This is a genomic window from Wolbachia endosymbiont (group A) of Philonthus cognatus, assembly GCF_947251755.1.
GTDB classification, from domain to species: Bacteria; Pseudomonadota; Alphaproteobacteria; order Rickettsiales; family Anaplasmataceae; genus Wolbachia; species Wolbachia pipientis.
On sequence record NZ_OX366388.1, the window covers coordinates 702,466 to 718,515 of the forward strand.

Sequence of the window (16,050 nt, forward strand, 5' to 3'; positions counted from 1 at the left end):
ATTGTAAGTTAAAAATGTGATATAAAAAAGATATCAACAATTTATAGCTATACCACCGCGATATCTCTTAGCCGCTAACACGTAGCGGAATGACGAGCTTATCGTCACGCCACCGCTAACCGTCATACCGCGATTTATTCGCGGTATCTCAGCCGCTAACAAGTAGCGAAATGACAGCAATCCTACGTCATACCGTCACGGTATCTCTAGATCCCGCTAACAAGTAGCGGGATACTTGACCTTTACAGGGATGACAGTTGTCGTTTAGCTGCAAATGTTAAGAAATTTACCAAATAAAAAAAAAGGCAAAGAAACCCTAGGGTAGCTAGTATTCAAATTCTCCCTTGTCTATTTGACGTCTTTTACTGTCTTAAACACTTTATAAGCGCGTTTCGGCTTGTATAGGTAGAAACCTAAAAGTTTTATAAAGACATGAGGTGCACATAGTGCAAAAAATTAAGCATGATTTACGCCAAATACATTAAGTTTTTTGTCATTAATCCACTGCAGAGATTGCGAAGATAAATAAATAGCTTCAGTTTCATGATAAGAGGGCTGGCGGAGTTTGTCAAGTAAGTTTTTCGTTTCATCCAATGCGCTGCCAAAAGTTTGTTATGCAAGAATGCACTAGCCATTTCTCACAGATTCATTTAAACTTAATCAAGTAGGAGTATTATTAACGCGAAAAGAGTTTAATTAGAGATTTAAGTGATATGGCGCGTGAGGAAGATATAAACCAATTAGTAGAAAATGGATTTGATATTAACTCAAAAGATGCAAGTGGAATCACTCTCTTGCATAAGTTCACAAAAGAAGGCGATTTAGTTGGAGTAAAGTCATTACTAGAGCACGAAGCTGATTTCAATGTCGTAGACAACGAAAATAGAAACCCTCTGCATTACGCCATTATGCATGGACACAAGAAAGTTGCTAAACTTTTTGTTAACCAACTGACAATTAATTCCAAGGATAAAAATGGATTCACTCCACTGCACCTTGCTGCACTACAAGATGACACGGAATTAATAGATTTTTTGATAATAAAAGGCGCAAAAATTAATGAAAAAGATGTCAAAGAGGGCTATACTCCTCTTCATATAGCTTCACTATACGGTTCTAAAAAAAGTGTTCAAATTTTAATTGATAGCGGAGCAAATCTCGAATGTGAAGATAACAATTTTCGTACTCCTTTGTTTTTAACCATTTATCAATGCACCGCACATTATGACAGCAGAGCAGAAATTATAGAATATCTGATAAAGAAAGGTGCAAATGTAGAAGCCAAAGATGCAGAAAATAACACTACGCTTTTCCTAGCAGCGTATAACAACAAAATGCAAATAGTAAAGCTTATTGCAAAAAAACAGCAAGCAAGTAACGATAAAATTAAACTTAAAGAGTTTTTTTGCACAAAAAATAACCATGGTTTTGATGCATTAGATTGCGCTATTGAGCATAATAATAGAAAAATGGTAACATTTCTTGTATCAAAAGGAATAGATGCAAATGATCAAGATTTTAATGGCAACGCCAGGCTGCATAAAGCTAGCCATAATGGTAACACTAAAACAGTTAAGCTCTTATTGAGGCTTAAGGTAAACATTAATGCTGTTACTAAATGTAACAGAACTCCCTTGCTACTCGCAGTTAAAAAAGGCCATACACAAATTGTGAAAATGTTATTGGAAGTTAGAGCCAATATGAACATTTGTGAGCAACAAGGTTTTGCACCTCTACATCTTGCTGTTCAAAAGGATTATTTTGATATAGCTCAGTTGTTAACAGAAAAAGGTGCAGACCTTAACATTAAGTGCAATAACGGTCATACCGCAATAGATATGTTCATTAGCAAGGCTCATAGCAAAAAAAACATCGAAGAAAATTACAAAAAATTTTGTAGATTTTTGATGCTTTACCTGAAAGAGCTACATAGTAAACACAAAGCCTGTTGTATACTTTCAACCCTAGCTCTAAGCTTAACAATTATAGGCTTACCATTTATTTTCAAGCCTATTATTAAATACAGAGAAAGAAGTAAAATATATAAAAAAATTAGGGCTATGCTGGTCTACATTTAAGTACAAGAAGAGTATACAAAAAATAAATAGCCAAAGCTAATACACGACAATTATCTGCTCGATGAAAATGAGATTAAATACATTTTTAATATTTTTATAGAAATCTATTAGTATAGATTTTGTATGCTGTTCTAATGGCTATTTTTAAATGCTTAATACTCCTCTTCATTATTTCTTGCACACATCTACCTACCAAGCAATATCCTATTAACATAGACAATTATAAGCACGATTATCCGTTGCAACAATATAACACCTCTTTGGAGATTAATGAACCGGCAATACCAGAAATTATGCCTTTACCAATAGAGTTTCCCGATCTCACAATCAGTAATCAGCTTATTTCTATTAATGTTAGTGAAGAAGTATCAGTAAAGGATTTGCTGATTGAGATAGGAAAACTTTCTGACGTTAACTTGGATATGGACCCAAAAATATCAGGTAATATTATTTTAAAGCTAAAAGATAAGGATATAAACGAAGTAATTCAGAGTATAGCAAATAGCGCCAAACTGCGTTACTCAACAAGTAATGGTGTAATTAGAATTGAGCAGGACTTGCCATACGCACAAAATTATTACGTAGACTTCATCAATATTCAACATTCTGCTCAAAGCAGTTTCGTTATTAATAACAATATTACTAACAGTGATGGAAGTAACGTTGATAGGGACTATAACAATGTTATGAAGTCTCAATACAGTAGTGACTTATGGAATTCATTAGAAAAAGGCTTGAATGCAATAATGGATGTTAACGGGGTGGATGATGGCAAATTCCTTTCATCCAACAGAGAAGCTGGTGTTATTATTTTGAATGCTAGAAAAGATGTCCACAAAGCTGTTGAAGAATATATTAATAAGGTTAAGAAGTTAGCGTCTTCTCAAGTAATGATAGAGGCAAAAATAGTTGAAGTTGTGCTAGATGACAAATACCTTTCTGGTATGAACTTAAATGACTTACAAGATGGAACTAAGTCTATAATAAATCAAGATAACTCCATTATTAACCTAGCAATGAACTTTGGTGCGAATGATCTAGGAGATTTAGTAAAAAATTTAGACAAATTTGGCACTTCAACTGTAATTTCAAGCCCCAGAGTACATGCTATAAATAATCAGCAAGCGATGATTTCATTGACTAAAAACCATATTTATTTTACCTCCGATATACAAAAAGATACTAGAAACTCTAATCAGACCTTAATTACCAAGATGAATAGCGTCCCAATAGGTGTTGTGCTAATAATCCACCCAAGCATTAACATTGATACTAGTGAAATATTCATGGATATACATCCAACTTTATCAAGAATTAACGGCTACACTAAAGATCCAGATATAGAGTACGTCGCACAGCAGAGTAAAATGAAATTAAATAGCGACATTCCAATTGTTGAAATCAGAGAAATGAACTCTATGTTAAAAATTAAGAGCGGTGAAATTATGGTAATCGGCGGGCTTATAGAACATAGAGAAGATAAGCAAAGCTTATTGCATCAGAAATCAAAAAGGCTAGCGAATAATATTAGAACAGTAGAAACTGTCATTTTTTTAAAAGCAACAATCGTACCAACATTTGGTTTGTTAGATAGAAAAGATAAGAATTTATATATATATTAAATTATCACTAAAAATTAAATATCAAACCAACTTCAATATTGTGAGTAGATATGTCATCTGCAACAGGTATCGGAACGCTAAAGTAACGATAGCCGAGAAAGGTTTTGATTTCTGGGATTATTGAATAATCAACACCAAGTTTTATTTGATAAGCAAACCAAGGAACATTCAGTGGCATTGAATTTTGGGGTGACCCATTAATCCTTTTTAATCTAAAAACTGTTGGTCCTATACCAAGACCGATGTACGGAGCAAATTGTGTATCCTGAACGCTGGGATTATAATAGAAGTTTAACAAAAACGCAAATATACTTGCTGATTTATCAAATACCGGAGGAGAATTACTATCTTCAATATTGGCTATAGAATACGCGGCTTCAAAATCAATTTTACCATTTTCTCCAGCATAGTAACCTAAAGACATGCTGCTAAACCACTGGAAATCAATTTTACCATCAAATTGCTGTATACTTTTAATTTCATCTGCCACTATATTTTTTATTATAAAACCATAATGACTTTCAACTAAAGTTAGGACTCTCTCCCCTATTGCCTTTATACCCTTTACAAATGTTTCTGAATTATCATGGTATACCTTACCACCGTTAGCGCTAACATAAAAATCAAGTTTTTTTGATTTTTCTTTTGTAGGCTCAGCTTGATCTGCAATACGTGACCACATATTTTTCTGATCAGCTACTTGGAGAATAGAAGGTTGTTCAATAGGACTATTTTCAGGTTCTTGATATTTTAAATCCTCTGTTAGTACTTCTTTTTCAGTAACCTCTTTAGAATGCATTACATCTTCATTATTGTCCGTTTCTAGTTTTAAGAGTTGTGTTCCAATAACTTGTTCAACGTGTACATAATTACCGATATAAGTAATAAAAAAATAGACACATGAAATTAAAATCAAAAATAAAGTAATAGATCTTTTAGTTATCACAAATGAACCCATAATTATCATTTATAGTATAACCATCATATCATATATTTCTTTAATGTACAAAAATTAAGAAAGAGTATTTCCAATTAAATAATTATTCTCTACGCCTGTAACATTAACTTTCACAATACTTTTAGCTTGCGCTCTTGATTCAAGCTTTATTAATGCAAAATTTTCTGCTCTACCGACATTATTTTGCTCAACCAGAACACTTTGCTTAGTGTTGATCAAGGATTGACAAAAACTGCTCATAATTTCTTTATTTACTTCTCTTAAATTTTTTACTCGTTCTTTACGCACATTCTCTGGTACTTGTGGCATTCGTGCAGCAGGTGTATTTTTCCGCTCTGAATATGGAAAAGCATGTAGGTAAACTATATTTGTTTTTTTCAGTAAATCAACTGTATCCTGAAACATTTCATCAGTTTCTGTTGGAAATCCAGCAATAATATCAGCGCCAAATGCTATATTAGGCCTCAAGCCCTTCATTTTATGACAAAATTCTATCACTTGTTCTCTGTTGTGACGACGCTTCATTCTCTTTAGTATTAAATTATTACCAGATTGTAAACTCAAATGTAAATGAGGCATAAGTCTTGACTCATTAGCTATTAAATCCATTAATTCGTCGTCAACTTCAGCAACATCGATAGAGGAAAGTCTTAGCCTCTTCAACTCTGGTATATCCTTTAAAACTCTCCTAATCATTGAACCAAGTGATGGCTTACCCAACAAATCTGTACCAAAGTCAGTAATATCAACCCCTGTAAACACTACTTCTTGATATCCATTTTCTACAAAGATCCTGATTTGCTCTATAATACTGTTTATTGGCACAGATCGATTATTCCCTCTTGCCTCAGTAATTGAACAAAATGTGCAGCTATGATTACAACCATTTTGAATTTCAATAAATGCCCTTGACTTATCTTCAAATCCATTAATTAGAACAGGTTCTACTTGGTTATCACTGACCAAGATTTTATCGTCATTTAGTAAGTAATTTTCAGCTTTTAGCTTATCTTGATTACCGAGCACTTTACTTACACCAGGAATGCTACTGTAAACTTCTGGATCCAACTGAACAGCACAACCAACTACGATAATTTCTTTATTTGGATCATTTTTGTAAATCTTACGTATCTTTTGCTTTACCTGACGTTCTGCTTCGTTTGTCACTGCACAGCTATGCACCACAACAACATTTTCTCTCTTTGCTTTTTTTAATGCTTCTTTGATTAACTCGCTCTCGTAAAAATTTAGACGACAACCAAATGTTATCACTTCATTCATGTTAGTATTTTTTGCTTTAATAGACCTAAATTATATCAAATATCCAAGCAAAGTCTCTTGCATGACTATTTTTTTGTAAATAAATGCTATGCAAGCAGCAGACACTGGGATCTCAACGATTTTCACTCAGACACAGTATCACTCCTTTGCTTAGAGGTTGTCCGGAAACAAGTAAAAGGCTATAATATCTGAAATTTTAGTACGGGGTAAAGATGAGAAAAAAGTATCCAACAGATCTAAGCGAAAGGGAATGGGCAAGAATAGAAAAACACTTCAGAGTATCATACAAGAAAGGAGGAAGGCCGCCAAAGTATAGCAAAAGAGAAATATTAGAAGCAATTTTCTATGTATTGCGTACAGGGTGTCAATGGCGGTATTTACCAAATGATTTTCCGCTATGGAAGACTGTGTATGAGCAGTTCAGGCAATGGAAGAAGCAGGGAATTTTTGAGAAAATGAATTATGAAATTACAAAATATAGTAGAAGAAAAATAGGAAGGAATGAGCAGCCGAGTGCCTGTATAGTAGATAGTCAATCTGTAAAGACTACAGAAAAGGGGGGATCAAAGGCTATGATGGAAGTAAAAAAGTAAAGGGTAGAAAAAGGCATATAATTACAGACACTCAGGGTTTTATACTAGGTTGTTACGTAGGCGCTGCTAACGAAAATGATAGAGATGGTATTAAAATAGCATTAAACAATATGAGAACAAAATATACTAAAGTTAAAAAAATGTGGGCTGACATGGGATACCAAGGAAGAAATTTAAAGAATCACATAAAGGAAGAATATGACATAGATATTGAAATTGTTACAAGGCCTCCATGTAGATTTTGGGTGCACAAAGATACGCCACCTGAGCTACTACCAACAAGAGAACAAGGGTTTAAAGTACAGCCAAGAAGATGGGTTGTAGAAAGGACTTTTGCTTGGGTTAATAGGAATAGAAGGCTATCGAAGGAGTATGATTTACTCACAACATCCACTGAGAATTTCATATACCTAGCTATGAGTAGGGTTATGTTAAAGAGGGAATATGCTTGAATTTACTAGTTTCCGGACAACCTCTTATTATAGTCTTTTGACCTTTGACCTTTTTAAGATACAATCCGGATTGGATACTGAGTTGGTGAGTATAAAAGTATAGCTTCTACGTCATACCGCTGCGGTATCTCTTAGCCGCTAACAAGTAGCGGGATGACGATTGTCGGTGAATCTAAGTTACCTTAGCTACATTTCTAGCTGTAACTATAAATGTATGGATTTTTTATCGTGCCATGTTATAATTAACGTCTTGCTAAAAATTAAATATTGATGAATGAACTAAGAAAGTTAAGTATTACACAAATGCATGACGGGCTCAAAAAAAAGAGTTTTTCTGCCGTTGAACTCGTAGAGGCGCACATCAGTGCGGTTGAAAATGAGAAATTAAATGCATTTATAACAAAAACCCCAGAGATAGCAATGAAAGCTGCTAAAGCTGCAGATGAACATTTCTCTAGGCAAAAGGATGATTTAATCTCGCCGCTCATGGGTGTACCAGTTGGCATCAAAGATCTATTCTGTACAAAAGGAATAAAAACAACAGCATGCTCAAAAATGCTGGAAAATTTCGTTCCGACTTACGAATCTACGGTGTCTGACTTGCTTTTAAAAAGTGGAGCAGCCATGCTCGGTAAGCTTAATATGGATGAATTTGCTATGGGTTCTGCGAACACAAATAGCTATTTTGGCCCTGTTGAAAATGTGTGGATTAGAAAAAGCGATGGGGAAAAAGTTGTTCCTGGTGGATCATCTGGTGGATCTGCAGCATCGGTTGCTGGATTTTTATGCGCTGGAGCGTTAGGGAGCGACACCGGTGGATCTGTACGCCAACCAGCAGCTTATTGTGGAGTAGTTGGAATAAAGCCAACTTATGGAAGATGCTCGCGTTTTGGTATGATTGCATTTGCGAGTTCTCTGGATCAAGCAGGAGTCATTACTCGTTCTGTCTCTGATTCAGCATTAATGCTGGAAGCAATTTGTGGCTATGATACAAAAGATTCAATATCGAGCGAAAAGCCAGTGCCTAAATTTTCTAGCTTTATAAATGGTGATGTCAAGGGTAAGTGTATTGGTATACCAAAAGAATATAGGATGGATGGAATTTCAGAGGAAATAGTTCATAATTGGGAAAGAGTTGCTTCCTATTTAAAAGAAAATGGCGCTGAAGTTGTTGACATTACTCTGCCACATACTAAATATGCAATACCAGTCTATTATTTAATCTGTTCTGCTGAAACTTCATCCAATCTTGCTCGTTACGATGGTGTGCGTTATGGATTAAGGGTTGATGCTGATACCCTTGAAGAAATGTATTCACTAACAAGAGCAGAAGGTTTTGGTAAAGAGGTGAAAAGAAGAATTTTAATTGGCGCTTATGCGCTTTCTTCAGGTCATTATAATGAATATTACGAAAAAGCGCAGTGCATTAGGGCATTAATCAGAAATGATTTTATAAAAGCGTTTGAAAAAATAGATTACATACTTGTGCCATCTGCTCCAACAGAAGCTTTTGGCTTAAATGAAAAGCCAGATCCGCTAATTATGTGCATCAATGATGTGTTTACTGTGCCGGCAAGTCTGGCAGGATTGCCTGCTATTTCTGTTCCTGTTGGGCTCTCCAATGAGGGTTTACCACTTGCCTTGCAAGTGATTGGAAATTATTATGATGAAGCTGGAATATTAAATGTGGCAAGTGTGATAGAGCAAAATTGCGGCAGAATAATTAGACCTCTTGCATAATCTATTTTTTGATAGTAATTTTTGCATTAAAATTTGCTTACGCTCCTCAACGTACTCTATGGTTCCATTTTTAGATGAATAGCAAAAACAGGGTATATTAATCTGTTTACAAAATTTTCGTGTAACAGTTCACACTTAATTAAACAGACTGAATTCTGTAATTTTGGGATGTTGAAAAATTTACCTCACGTTGTCATTCCAGCGCATAACGCTGAAATCCAGATTTATAGAAACGAAAAAACTTGCTTGACACATTTTGCCAACCCCCTTATTACGATGTGTAGTACAATGATACAAATTAAGAATTCCCCCATCCTGTGCTGGTTCTTCGATCTGAAATCCTACTTCTACCTGATCACAACCAATGTTAATTTGTCCTATTAATGCTTTAATAATGCCGCGCTTAGTTTGCCAATCTAGCTGTTCCAGGTTCGATTTTACACTAGAATAAAAATTCTTTATGCTATTTATAATAAGACTTATTCCTTTTTCTACTGCCTTCTGATCAACTACCTTTTTTTTCTCTTCTTCTATCCCTTGTAAGCGTTCTTTCATTTTTCTCATTGTCTGTTTAAATTCTTCCTCGCTTATATATCCTTTCTCTCCTGCATTTTCTTGACTATAATAATCTTCCATTAATTTTTCGATACCTTCTTTTATTTGATTTTCTCTTCTTGCAAACTTTTTCTCTGATGATTCATCATTTTTATTTTCTAATACTCTACGTTGGTATTCCTTTTTTATCATCTCTGGGTTTTTTAGTACATCTTTCACCTTTTCCCATACTGACCTTACCCAGAAAAAGTGGAGAGAAAGAAAGGAGTTTTTTCGGGTAAAATAAAATTTTGGAGGATTAGAAATGGCAAGAGAATATACGGCAGAATTCAAATTGGAAGCTGTTAAGCTGGCAAATGAACAAAGAAAGGTAGGTCAACCAGTTGCAAAAGTAGCAAGAGATCTAGGAATAAGGGATAGTGTATTAGGAAAATGGATGAAGAAATATAACGAAAAAAAGTCAGCGGCAAATGCATTTCCAGATGTAGCACCTTATGACAAAGAGAGATTTGATTTACAGAAAGAGTTAGCAAAAGTAACAAGAGAAAGAGACATTTTAAAAAAAGCCCTGGCCAGTCAAAAAGAGTAAAATATTTTTTCATAAAAGAGCATAGTAAACACTATAAAGTGCAGGAATTATGTAGGGTTTTCTGCTAGTGGCTACTATAAGTGGACTACAAGGAAAATAAGCAGTAGAGAATCAGCAAATAAAGAGTTATTAGCAGATATTCAAAAAATATATCAAGCTTCTAAATGTAGATATGGAGCTCCTAAAATTCATGCTGAATTAAAGGCTTTGGGTAAAAGTTGCAACTTAAAAACAGTGCAAAGTATTATGCAGAAAAATGGTATTCAGGCTATATTGAGAAGAAAATTTAAAATTAAGAAACAACAAACGGACAGTAGCTCCCAATATATTAGACCAAAACTTTATTGTCGATAACCAAATAAAGTATGGGATTACTTATATAAAAACCAAAGAAGGATGGCTATATTTGGCAACAATAATCGATCTATATTCACGCATGGTAGTTAATGAGCAGTTCAATAAATAAACAATAGGTTATGGACTCTTTATTAATGGCCGTTAACAAGCGTAAACCTGCCAAAAATCTACTATTACATAGTGATCAAGGTTCACAATATACTTTGCAAGGTTATCAATATCTCTTATCCATAAAAAACATAGATGAGTCATAAAGGTTGTTGTTACGACAATTCTGTTGTGGAAAGCTTCTTCAGTTCTCTAAAAAGGGAGTTACCAATAGACACCTCTCGGCACTCTAAACAGCATATCAAAACTGCTATATTTGAATATATAGAAATTTTTTATAACAAACAACGTCACTATTAACTATTGCATTCCTGAGCATTTTGATTCATCATTCTCTTTGTGAAAAACATTCCAAACTTTCTCTCCACTTTTTCTGGGTAAGGTCACATGTCAATGGCTCCATAAGTTCACATTCTATTCCCAAACTTTTTTTAACTAACTTTAAAATCATAGAAAATACTGTCGAAAAAGGAAGTTTTCTTGTTCGTGTAAAACTCAACACAATGGATTTTCTGAAAAGTTTTCGAGTATATTGCATTTTTAATTTGTAAGATAAGATCTTTTCCTTTTTGCATGCCTCACCTAAAAAAGACACATTTTAAACTTTTTTGTTGCAATAAAATAGAAACAAAAGTGCTGTCCCTTGCACTCTTTGGATAATTTAATGATAAAAAATTTGGAGAGAAATTTTATACACTATCGCTGATATTTTTCCTTAAGTTGACGCCATTGCCTGAACGGATACATGACAAATCTATCGTTTATCAAATCGTCGGTAAGCCTAAAGCTATAGCCATTAAGCACGATAAAGAAAATCATTCATAATCGCTATAGCAACTAGTGTAGACACTTGACGTTCCTTGTGATTTGATAAATAGAGGTTTTTATCTGACTTCACAACAAGGGCTTCTGGATGACTTTGAAAGTGAACATTACCATGCTTATCTTCAATAGCCTCTATTACCCCCTCACTGGAAAATGCTGCAACTTTATATCCAAGTGACTCCAATTTTCTTCTATTTTCTGGTGTATTACTTACTGCTCCTGAATGAGCATCTGGAAAATATGTTGAAAACCAGCCATTTTCATTAGGTATTAGGAATTTGGCTACTACTTCTGCTAAACGACTATTTGGAACGATCTTTATCTGCTGGAGAGGTACATCCTCTTTCTGTGGATTAGGTGCTGATTTTAAATGAGATCTTCGTTTCTCTTCATCACTCACAACACTCACTACTTCAATTCCCTTTGCATTCATTATGCCTTCACATATGCCAAGCAAATGAATTACAGGGTTATCATCCACTATTTTTACAATTGCTTCAGTAACAAGCTGGCGACAAGGAGTGGGTGCTGAGTGTAAATTATCCGGAATAAATATTCTATTTATTTTGTGCTCTTTAACAAACTTTGCAACTTCAACTTTTATTCGGTCTAATGTTAGCTTCTTTGCCAATGTTTCATCTTGTTTTGCAAAGATAAGCGACTTTTCTTGGATTTCTTTTAAGTTAATTATTTTATTGTAATCAATGAGTACGGTTTTAACTCCAAAGTTATTAAACATCTCGTAGATATTTTGAGATAGCCCAAGCTCATGTGCTTCTTCCGTTTTCAACAAACCAACAACTATGTCATTATTTACTGTATTTTCTGCCGTCAAGACAGTTGACGCTGGTTCTTCTTTTCTGGTTACATGTTGAGATGCCGGTTTTTCACTAACGCCAGCATAAGTAATATTGCTTAATAATAGAACTATAATTAATAAGATATTAAATAGTTTATTATAATATTTATATACCATGACTTGCCTCCCTAATATTTATATTACGATATAGAGTATTTTATAACAAAAAGGCAAGTTCGCCAAGAAAGAGAAGGTGGCCTGAGCAGGAATCGAACCAGCGACACAAGGATTTTCAGTCCTTTGCTCTACCAACTGAGCTATCAGGCCAACTGTATACTTTTATTTTTAGATAAAAAATGTTATTATGTCTATCAAAAGTTTTTAAAGTAGTTTATAAAAATAAAGGATGAACATTAATGACAAAATAGGAATCTACCCTGGCACATTTGACCCTATAACTTTTGGGCATCTTGACATAATCAAAAGAGCGTGTAAACTAGTCGATAAATTAATAATAGGGGTTGCAGAAAACGTTAATAAGCATACTGCCTTTGACACAAAGCTACGCACAAGCATGGCTGAAAATGAAATTAAAGGACTAGGAATTGATGCAGATGTTATATCTTTTAATGGGTTGCTAGTGAAGTTTGCCAAAGAGCAGAATGCTTCTGTTATTATTAGGGGATTAAGAGCAGTATCGGATTTTGATTACGAGTTTCAAATGAGCTGGGTAAATTATAAACTTCTTCCTGAAATCGAAACCATATTTCTTCCTGCTTCTGAAGATACTCAATTTATCTCATCAAGCTTTGTAAAGGAAATAGCAAGATTAGGAGAAGATGTTAGCAAATTTGTATCAAAAGGTGTTCAAAACGAATTGATTAACCTGAATAGGATAAAAAATGGAGAATAGTGCTTGTTGTTTTTTATTTCTGAATGGGTATATTCAATATATAAAATGTTATAAGCTAAAGGAGCAGCATGTCAAAAGTGAGGGTTAATAATAGAAAAGTTTGTTGTCATGGTGATGAGAATGATGAGGGTTCCGGCCATCCATTAATATATTTAGATATGGGAGAAGAAGAGGAAATAGCCTGCCCTTATTGTGAAAAGACGTTTGTCCATGACTGCACTGTAGAAGCGGTTGGGGAGCTGACTAGGGATGAGCTCTAATGGCACTTCTGCAGACTTAGCTTATGTAAATAGCAATAAGAGGGGCAGTAAAAATGAAACTGTCCATACGGTCGAGCACTCCCCCATGGCCAGGTATCATATTTCCACTATCTTTAACACCGTAAGCTCTTTTAACAAGCGACTCAGTGAAATCGCCAAGTTGCGCTAGAATAGCAATTGCAAGGCCAATGATTGGAGAATAAAAAATTGAAAATAGACCAAAAAATATTGATCCAAAAATTGTGCACACTACTCCAGCTAAAATCGCACCAAGAAGTCCTGCCCAAGTTTTTCCAGGGCTAAGAATTGGGCAAATTTTAGCTCCACCAAAATTCTTACCAAATAGGTAGGCAGTAACGTCAATTCCCCAAATGGTTAAGACGAACCATACTAATGCGTATTTTCCTTGTGGTAGATTATATAAATATATTAATGAGGCGCTTGGTAGTGCAATCAATAATAATGCAAAAACGTATAAAATTTTATTTCCTTGGGTTAGATTATACCATTCAAAAGAAGATAAAACTGCTATTGAAAAAATCAATAGGTAAAACGATAAATCACTGAAATATGTAGCAAAGGAAAATATGAATAATATTACTATTGAGGACAACATTCTAATTATAAAATTATTATCTACCATATTTTTTCTCTCTTTTTGTATAATCTTCTAATGCTTTACTCAAATCTTGACAAGAAAAATCAGGCCATAAAGTATCACAAAAATACAATTCAGCATAAGCTGCTTGCCATAATAAAAAGTTGCTTAACCTTTTTTCGCCACCAGTGCGAATTAATAAATCCAATTTTGGCAAATCTTTAGTATATAGAAATTTTTCAAATTCCTCTTCTGATACATAAGCAATATTTTCTTTTATAATATTGCTTATAGCTTGTGTAATTTCTTGCTTTGCTCCGTAACTGACTGCCACAGTGAGTAATAAACCATCGTTCTTATGTGTCATTTCTTCTGCTTTTTTAATTTGATCCAATATTTTACTGGGTAACAGACTTAAATTGCCAATAAAATTCAACTTAATGTTACAATTGTAAATGAAATTGACTTTATCTTCATTAGTTAAAACGGAGTAAAATAAATCAAATAGACAGTCAGTTTCGTTTTTAGGTCTAAGCCAATTCTCCATAGAGAATGCATACAAAGTTAAGTAGGGTATAGTTAAGTCCGTACAATACTTGGCAATATCGTATGCAACTTCACTGCCCTTTTTATAACCATCAATTTTTACTCTTCCTTGATTGTTTGCCCATCTACCATTACCATCCATAATAATTGCTAAATGTTTCGGTAAAGATTCTTGATTCAACATTTAAATTTAACCTAATTTTGACTTGAGTGAAATTTTTTGGATTTCAATGGACACCTGGAAGGTGTCAGCTACTTGCATGACAGGAAGAGAGTTACTGTAGTGACACCAATAGTTGATACTTGAATGCAAAATTGGTGTCATCCCAGTGCTCCGACACTGGGATCCAGGAAATTTGATTTCAAACAAGTGCATCAGATAGTTGTATAGTAAAGGCTGGATTCCAGTGTCAAACACTGGAATGACATCATTTGCTATGTAAGCTTTCTCCATATCATTTAGTGATTCAGTATATCCTTTTCTTTGATGGACAATTCACCATCAATCTTTTTTATATTATCATCAGTAATATTTTGTATTTCCTTCTTAGCACCATGAAAATCATCTTCTGAGATTTCTTTATTTTCCTTCATTTTTTCTGTTTCTTCCATAATATCTCTACGTATATTTCTAATGGCAATCCGTGCATTTTCAGCAAACTGATGCAATAATTTCACTAATTTTTCACGGGTTTCTTGTGTCAAGTCCGGAAGAGCTATACGTATGGTATTGCCCTCAACAACAGGATTTAAATTCAAGTTGGCATTTAATATAGCATTTTTCACTTCACCGACAACATTAATATCCCAAATTTTAATTGATAGAGTTTTGTTATCTATAACCGAAACACCTGCAACCTGATTTAACTTTTGATGTCCACCATAGATATTTACAACTATACCATCAAGCAACGATGCGCTAGCTCTACCAGTGCGTACGCCTTTAATATCATCATGAAAGGACTGAATAGTTTTTAGCATTCTTTCTTTTGTTTTAGCTTTTATTTCATTTAACATAAATTACCTAATGTTTACAATCTGAAACTATAGTATAAGTACCTTGACCCTTAATAATATTGACTATTTTTTCTCCCTTCAAAGAAAAAACTATAATTGGAATAGAATTCTCACGAGCAAGTGAAATTGCTGATGCATCCATAACTTTTAAATCACGAGTCAATAAATCCGTGTAAGAAAGCCTATCATACATTACAGCATCCTCATTTTTTTTCGGATCAGCGGAGTATACACCATTTACTTGCGTACCCTTTAGAATAACATCACAATTCATTTCAACAGCACGTAAGGCTGCAGCTGTATCTGTAGTAAAAAATGGGTTGCCTGTGCCTGCTGCAAAAATTACCACTCTACCTTTTTCTAAATGACGAATAGCTTTCCTTCTGATGTAAGGTTCGCATACAGTGGCCATGGGTATTGCAGATAATACCCTAGAAGCTACTAAATTTTTTTCTAAAAAGTTTTGTAAAATTAAAGCATTGATTATAGTTGCAAGCATTCCAATATAATCACTGCTTGCTCTTTCACAACCACTTAAAGACGCAGATGTGCCACGAAAGATATTACCACCACCAACAACAATACATACCTGAACTCCAAGATTACAAACTTCAACTATGCCTTTAGATAACTCACCTATAGTCTCCATATCGTGACCAAATTGCTTTGATCCCATCAAAGCCTCACCAGAGATTTTAAATAACACCCTGGAATATTTTATTTCGCTTTTTTCATTTGTTGAAATAAACATTTTTTGCT

At 34.2% G+C, this 16,050-nt stretch carries 14 protein-coding genes, 1 tRNA gene and 3 pseudogenes; 7 read left to right on the forward strand and 11 right to left on the reverse strand.

From position 1 onward, the window contains the following. Positions 1-713 precede the first annotated feature (713 nt). Together OPR21_RS03425 and OPR21_RS03430 are read left to right on the forward strand one after the other, a co-directional pair. The gene (locus OPR21_RS03425; RefSeq protein WP_265030217.1) at positions 714-2,078 is read left to right on the forward strand and encodes an ankyrin repeat domain-containing protein; all 1,365 of its coding nucleotides are present in this window, start codon (positions 714-716) and stop codon (positions 2,076-2,078) included. A 119-nt stretch (positions 2,079-2,197) separates the two neighbouring features. Continuing rightward, positions 2,198-3,700, forward strand: a complete 1,503-nt coding sequence (locus tag OPR21_RS03430) for a type II secretion system protein GspD (protein ID WP_458694382.1) — start codon at positions 2,198-2,200, stop codon at positions 3,698-3,700. A gap of 7 nt (positions 3,701-3,707) precedes the next feature. Here the strand turns inward: OPR21_RS03430 and OPR21_RS03435 are convergent, their stop codons facing one another. After that, on the reverse strand, positions 3,708-4,646 hold the full coding sequence (locus OPR21_RS03435; protein WP_049973647.1) for a P44/Msp2 family outer membrane protein: 939 nt from the start codon (positions 4,644-4,646) through the stop codon (positions 3,708-3,710). A gap of 66 nt (positions 4,647-4,712) precedes the next feature. Then, positions 4,713-5,939: a tRNA (N(6)-L-threonylcarbamoyladenosine(37)-C(2))-methylthiotransferase MtaB gene (mtaB, locus tag OPR21_RS03440; protein WP_265030219.1), complete on the reverse strand. Its 1,227-nt coding sequence runs from the start codon at positions 5,937-5,939 to the stop codon at positions 4,713-4,715. Between the two features lie 212 nt (positions 5,940-6,151). Between mtaB and OPR21_RS03445 the strand changes: the two are divergent. Together OPR21_RS03445 and gatA are read left to right on the forward strand one after the other, a co-directional pair. After that, positions 6,152-6,984, forward strand: a pseudogene (locus OPR21_RS03445) (IS5 family transposase). A 270-nt stretch (positions 6,985-7,254) separates the two neighbouring features. Next, entirely contained in the window at positions 7,255-8,724 is a 1,470-nt protein-coding gene (gatA, locus tag OPR21_RS03450; RefSeq protein WP_044471200.1) for an Asp-tRNA(Asn)/Glu-tRNA(Gln) amidotransferase subunit GatA, read from the forward strand. Positions 8,725-8,904: 180 nt separating this feature from the next. Here the strand turns inward: gatA and OPR21_RS03455 are convergent, their stop codons facing one another. Then, the gene (locus OPR21_RS03455; protein ID WP_231115873.1) at positions 8,905-9,498 is read right to left on the reverse strand and encodes a hypothetical protein; all 594 of its coding nucleotides are present in this window, start codon (positions 9,496-9,498) and stop codon (positions 8,905-8,907) included. 85 nt (positions 9,499-9,583) lie between these two features. Between OPR21_RS03455 and OPR21_RS08755 the strand changes: the two are divergent. Next, positions 9,584-10,676: pseudogene (locus OPR21_RS08755) on the forward strand (IS3 family transposase). Positions 10,677-10,700: 24 nt separating this feature from the next. Here the strand turns inward: OPR21_RS08755 and OPR21_RS03465 are convergent. The 3 genes and pseudogenes from OPR21_RS03465 to OPR21_RS03475 all read right to left on the reverse strand — a co-directional run. After that, positions 10,701-10,908 (reverse strand): annotated as a pseudogene (locus tag OPR21_RS03465) (IS4-like element ISWosp8 family transposase); the annotation flags it as partial. Positions 10,909-11,129: 221 nt separating this feature from the next. Further along, positions 11,130-11,993, reverse strand: a complete 864-nt coding sequence (locus OPR21_RS03470) for a gamma-glutamyl-gamma-aminobutyrate hydrolase family protein (protein ID WP_082246099.1) — start codon at positions 11,991-11,993, stop codon at positions 11,130-11,132. A gap of 218 nt (positions 11,994-12,211) precedes the next feature. Further along, a tRNA-Phe gene (locus OPR21_RS03475) sits at positions 12,212-12,284 on the reverse strand. Positions 12,285-12,363: 79 nt separating this feature from the next. On the opposite strand from OPR21_RS03475, the gene coaD reads away from it, so the two are divergent. Together coaD and OPR21_RS03485 are read left to right on the forward strand one after the other, a co-directional pair. Continuing rightward, positions 12,364-12,870, forward strand: a complete 507-nt coding sequence (gene coaD, locus OPR21_RS03480; protein ID WP_006279325.1) for a pantetheine-phosphate adenylyltransferase — start codon at positions 12,364-12,366, stop codon at positions 12,868-12,870. Between the two features lie 68 nt (positions 12,871-12,938). Further along, the gene (locus OPR21_RS03485) at positions 12,939-13,130 is read left to right on the forward strand and encodes a zinc-finger domain-containing protein (RefSeq protein ID WP_006279326.1); all 192 of its coding nucleotides are present in this window, start codon (positions 12,939-12,941) and stop codon (positions 13,128-13,130) included. A gap of 16 nt (positions 13,131-13,146) precedes the next feature. Here the strand turns inward: OPR21_RS03485 and OPR21_RS03490 are convergent, their stop codons facing one another. The 5 genes from OPR21_RS03490 to pyrH are packed head-to-tail and all read right to left on the reverse strand — an operon-like array spanning position 13,147 to position 16,036. Further along, complete coding sequence (locus OPR21_RS03490; RefSeq protein ID WP_077188153.1) at positions 13,147-13,773, reverse strand: phosphatidate cytidylyltransferase; 627 nt, start codon at positions 13,771-13,773, stop codon at positions 13,147-13,149. After that, the gene (uppS, locus tag OPR21_RS03495; RefSeq protein ID WP_006279327.1) at positions 13,763-14,458 is read right to left on the reverse strand and encodes a polyprenyl diphosphate synthase; all 696 of its coding nucleotides are present in this window, start codon (positions 14,456-14,458) and stop codon (positions 13,763-13,765) included. The genes OPR21_RS03490 and uppS overlap by 11 nt, the downstream gene beginning before the upstream one ends. 6 nt (positions 14,459-14,464) lie before the next feature. Then, positions 14,465-14,728 (reverse strand): hypothetical protein, encoded by a 264-nt coding sequence (locus tag OPR21_RS08690; RefSeq protein ID WP_410529735.1) that lies wholly within the window; start codon positions 14,726-14,728, stop codon positions 14,465-14,467. 5 nt (positions 14,729-14,733) lie between these two features. After that, positions 14,734-15,291 carry a ribosome recycling factor gene (gene frr, locus OPR21_RS03505; RefSeq protein WP_006279983.1) on the reverse strand — a complete coding sequence of 186 codons (558 nt, stop codon included), beginning with the start codon at positions 15,289-15,291 and terminating at the stop codon, positions 14,734-14,736. A gap of 7 nt (positions 15,292-15,298) precedes the next feature. After that, positions 15,299-16,036, reverse strand: coding sequence for a UMP kinase (gene pyrH, locus OPR21_RS03510; RefSeq protein ID WP_405196809.1), 738 nt, complete (start codon positions 16,034-16,036; stop codon positions 15,299-15,301). Positions 16,037-16,050 lie beyond the last annotated feature (14 nt).

Coding starts and splice junctions, on each gene's coding strand:
- OPR21_RS03490 (WP_077188153.1), bottom strand. CDS start 13,773: ATGGTAGATAATAATTTTATAATTAGAATGTTGTCCTCAATAGTAATA.
- mtaB (WP_265030219.1), bottom strand. CDS start 5,939: ATGAATGAAGTGATAACATTTGGTTGTCGTCTAAATTTTTACGAGAGC.
- uppS (WP_006279327.1), bottom strand. CDS start 14,458: ATGTTGAATCAAGAATCTTTACCGAAACATTTAGCAATTATTATGGAT.
- coaD (WP_006279325.1), top strand. CDS start 12,364: ATGAACATTAATGACAAAATAGGAATCTACCCTGGCACATTTGACCCT.
- OPR21_RS03485 (WP_006279326.1), top strand. CDS start 12,939: ATGTCAAAAGTGAGGGTTAATAATAGAAAAGTTTGTTGTCATGGTGAT.
- OPR21_RS08690 (WP_410529735.1), bottom strand. CDS start 14,728: ATGGAGAAAGCTTACATAGCAAATGATGTCATTCCAGTGTTTGACACT.
- gatA (WP_044471200.1), top strand. CDS start 7,255: ATGAATGAACTAAGAAAGTTAAGTATTACACAAATGCATGACGGGCTC.
- frr (WP_006279983.1), bottom strand. CDS start 15,291: ATGTTAAATGAAATAAAAGCTAAAACAAAAGAAAGAATGCTAAAAACT.
- OPR21_RS03425 (WP_265030217.1), top strand. CDS start 714: ATGGCGCGTGAGGAAGATATAAACCAATTAGTAGAAAATGGATTTGAT.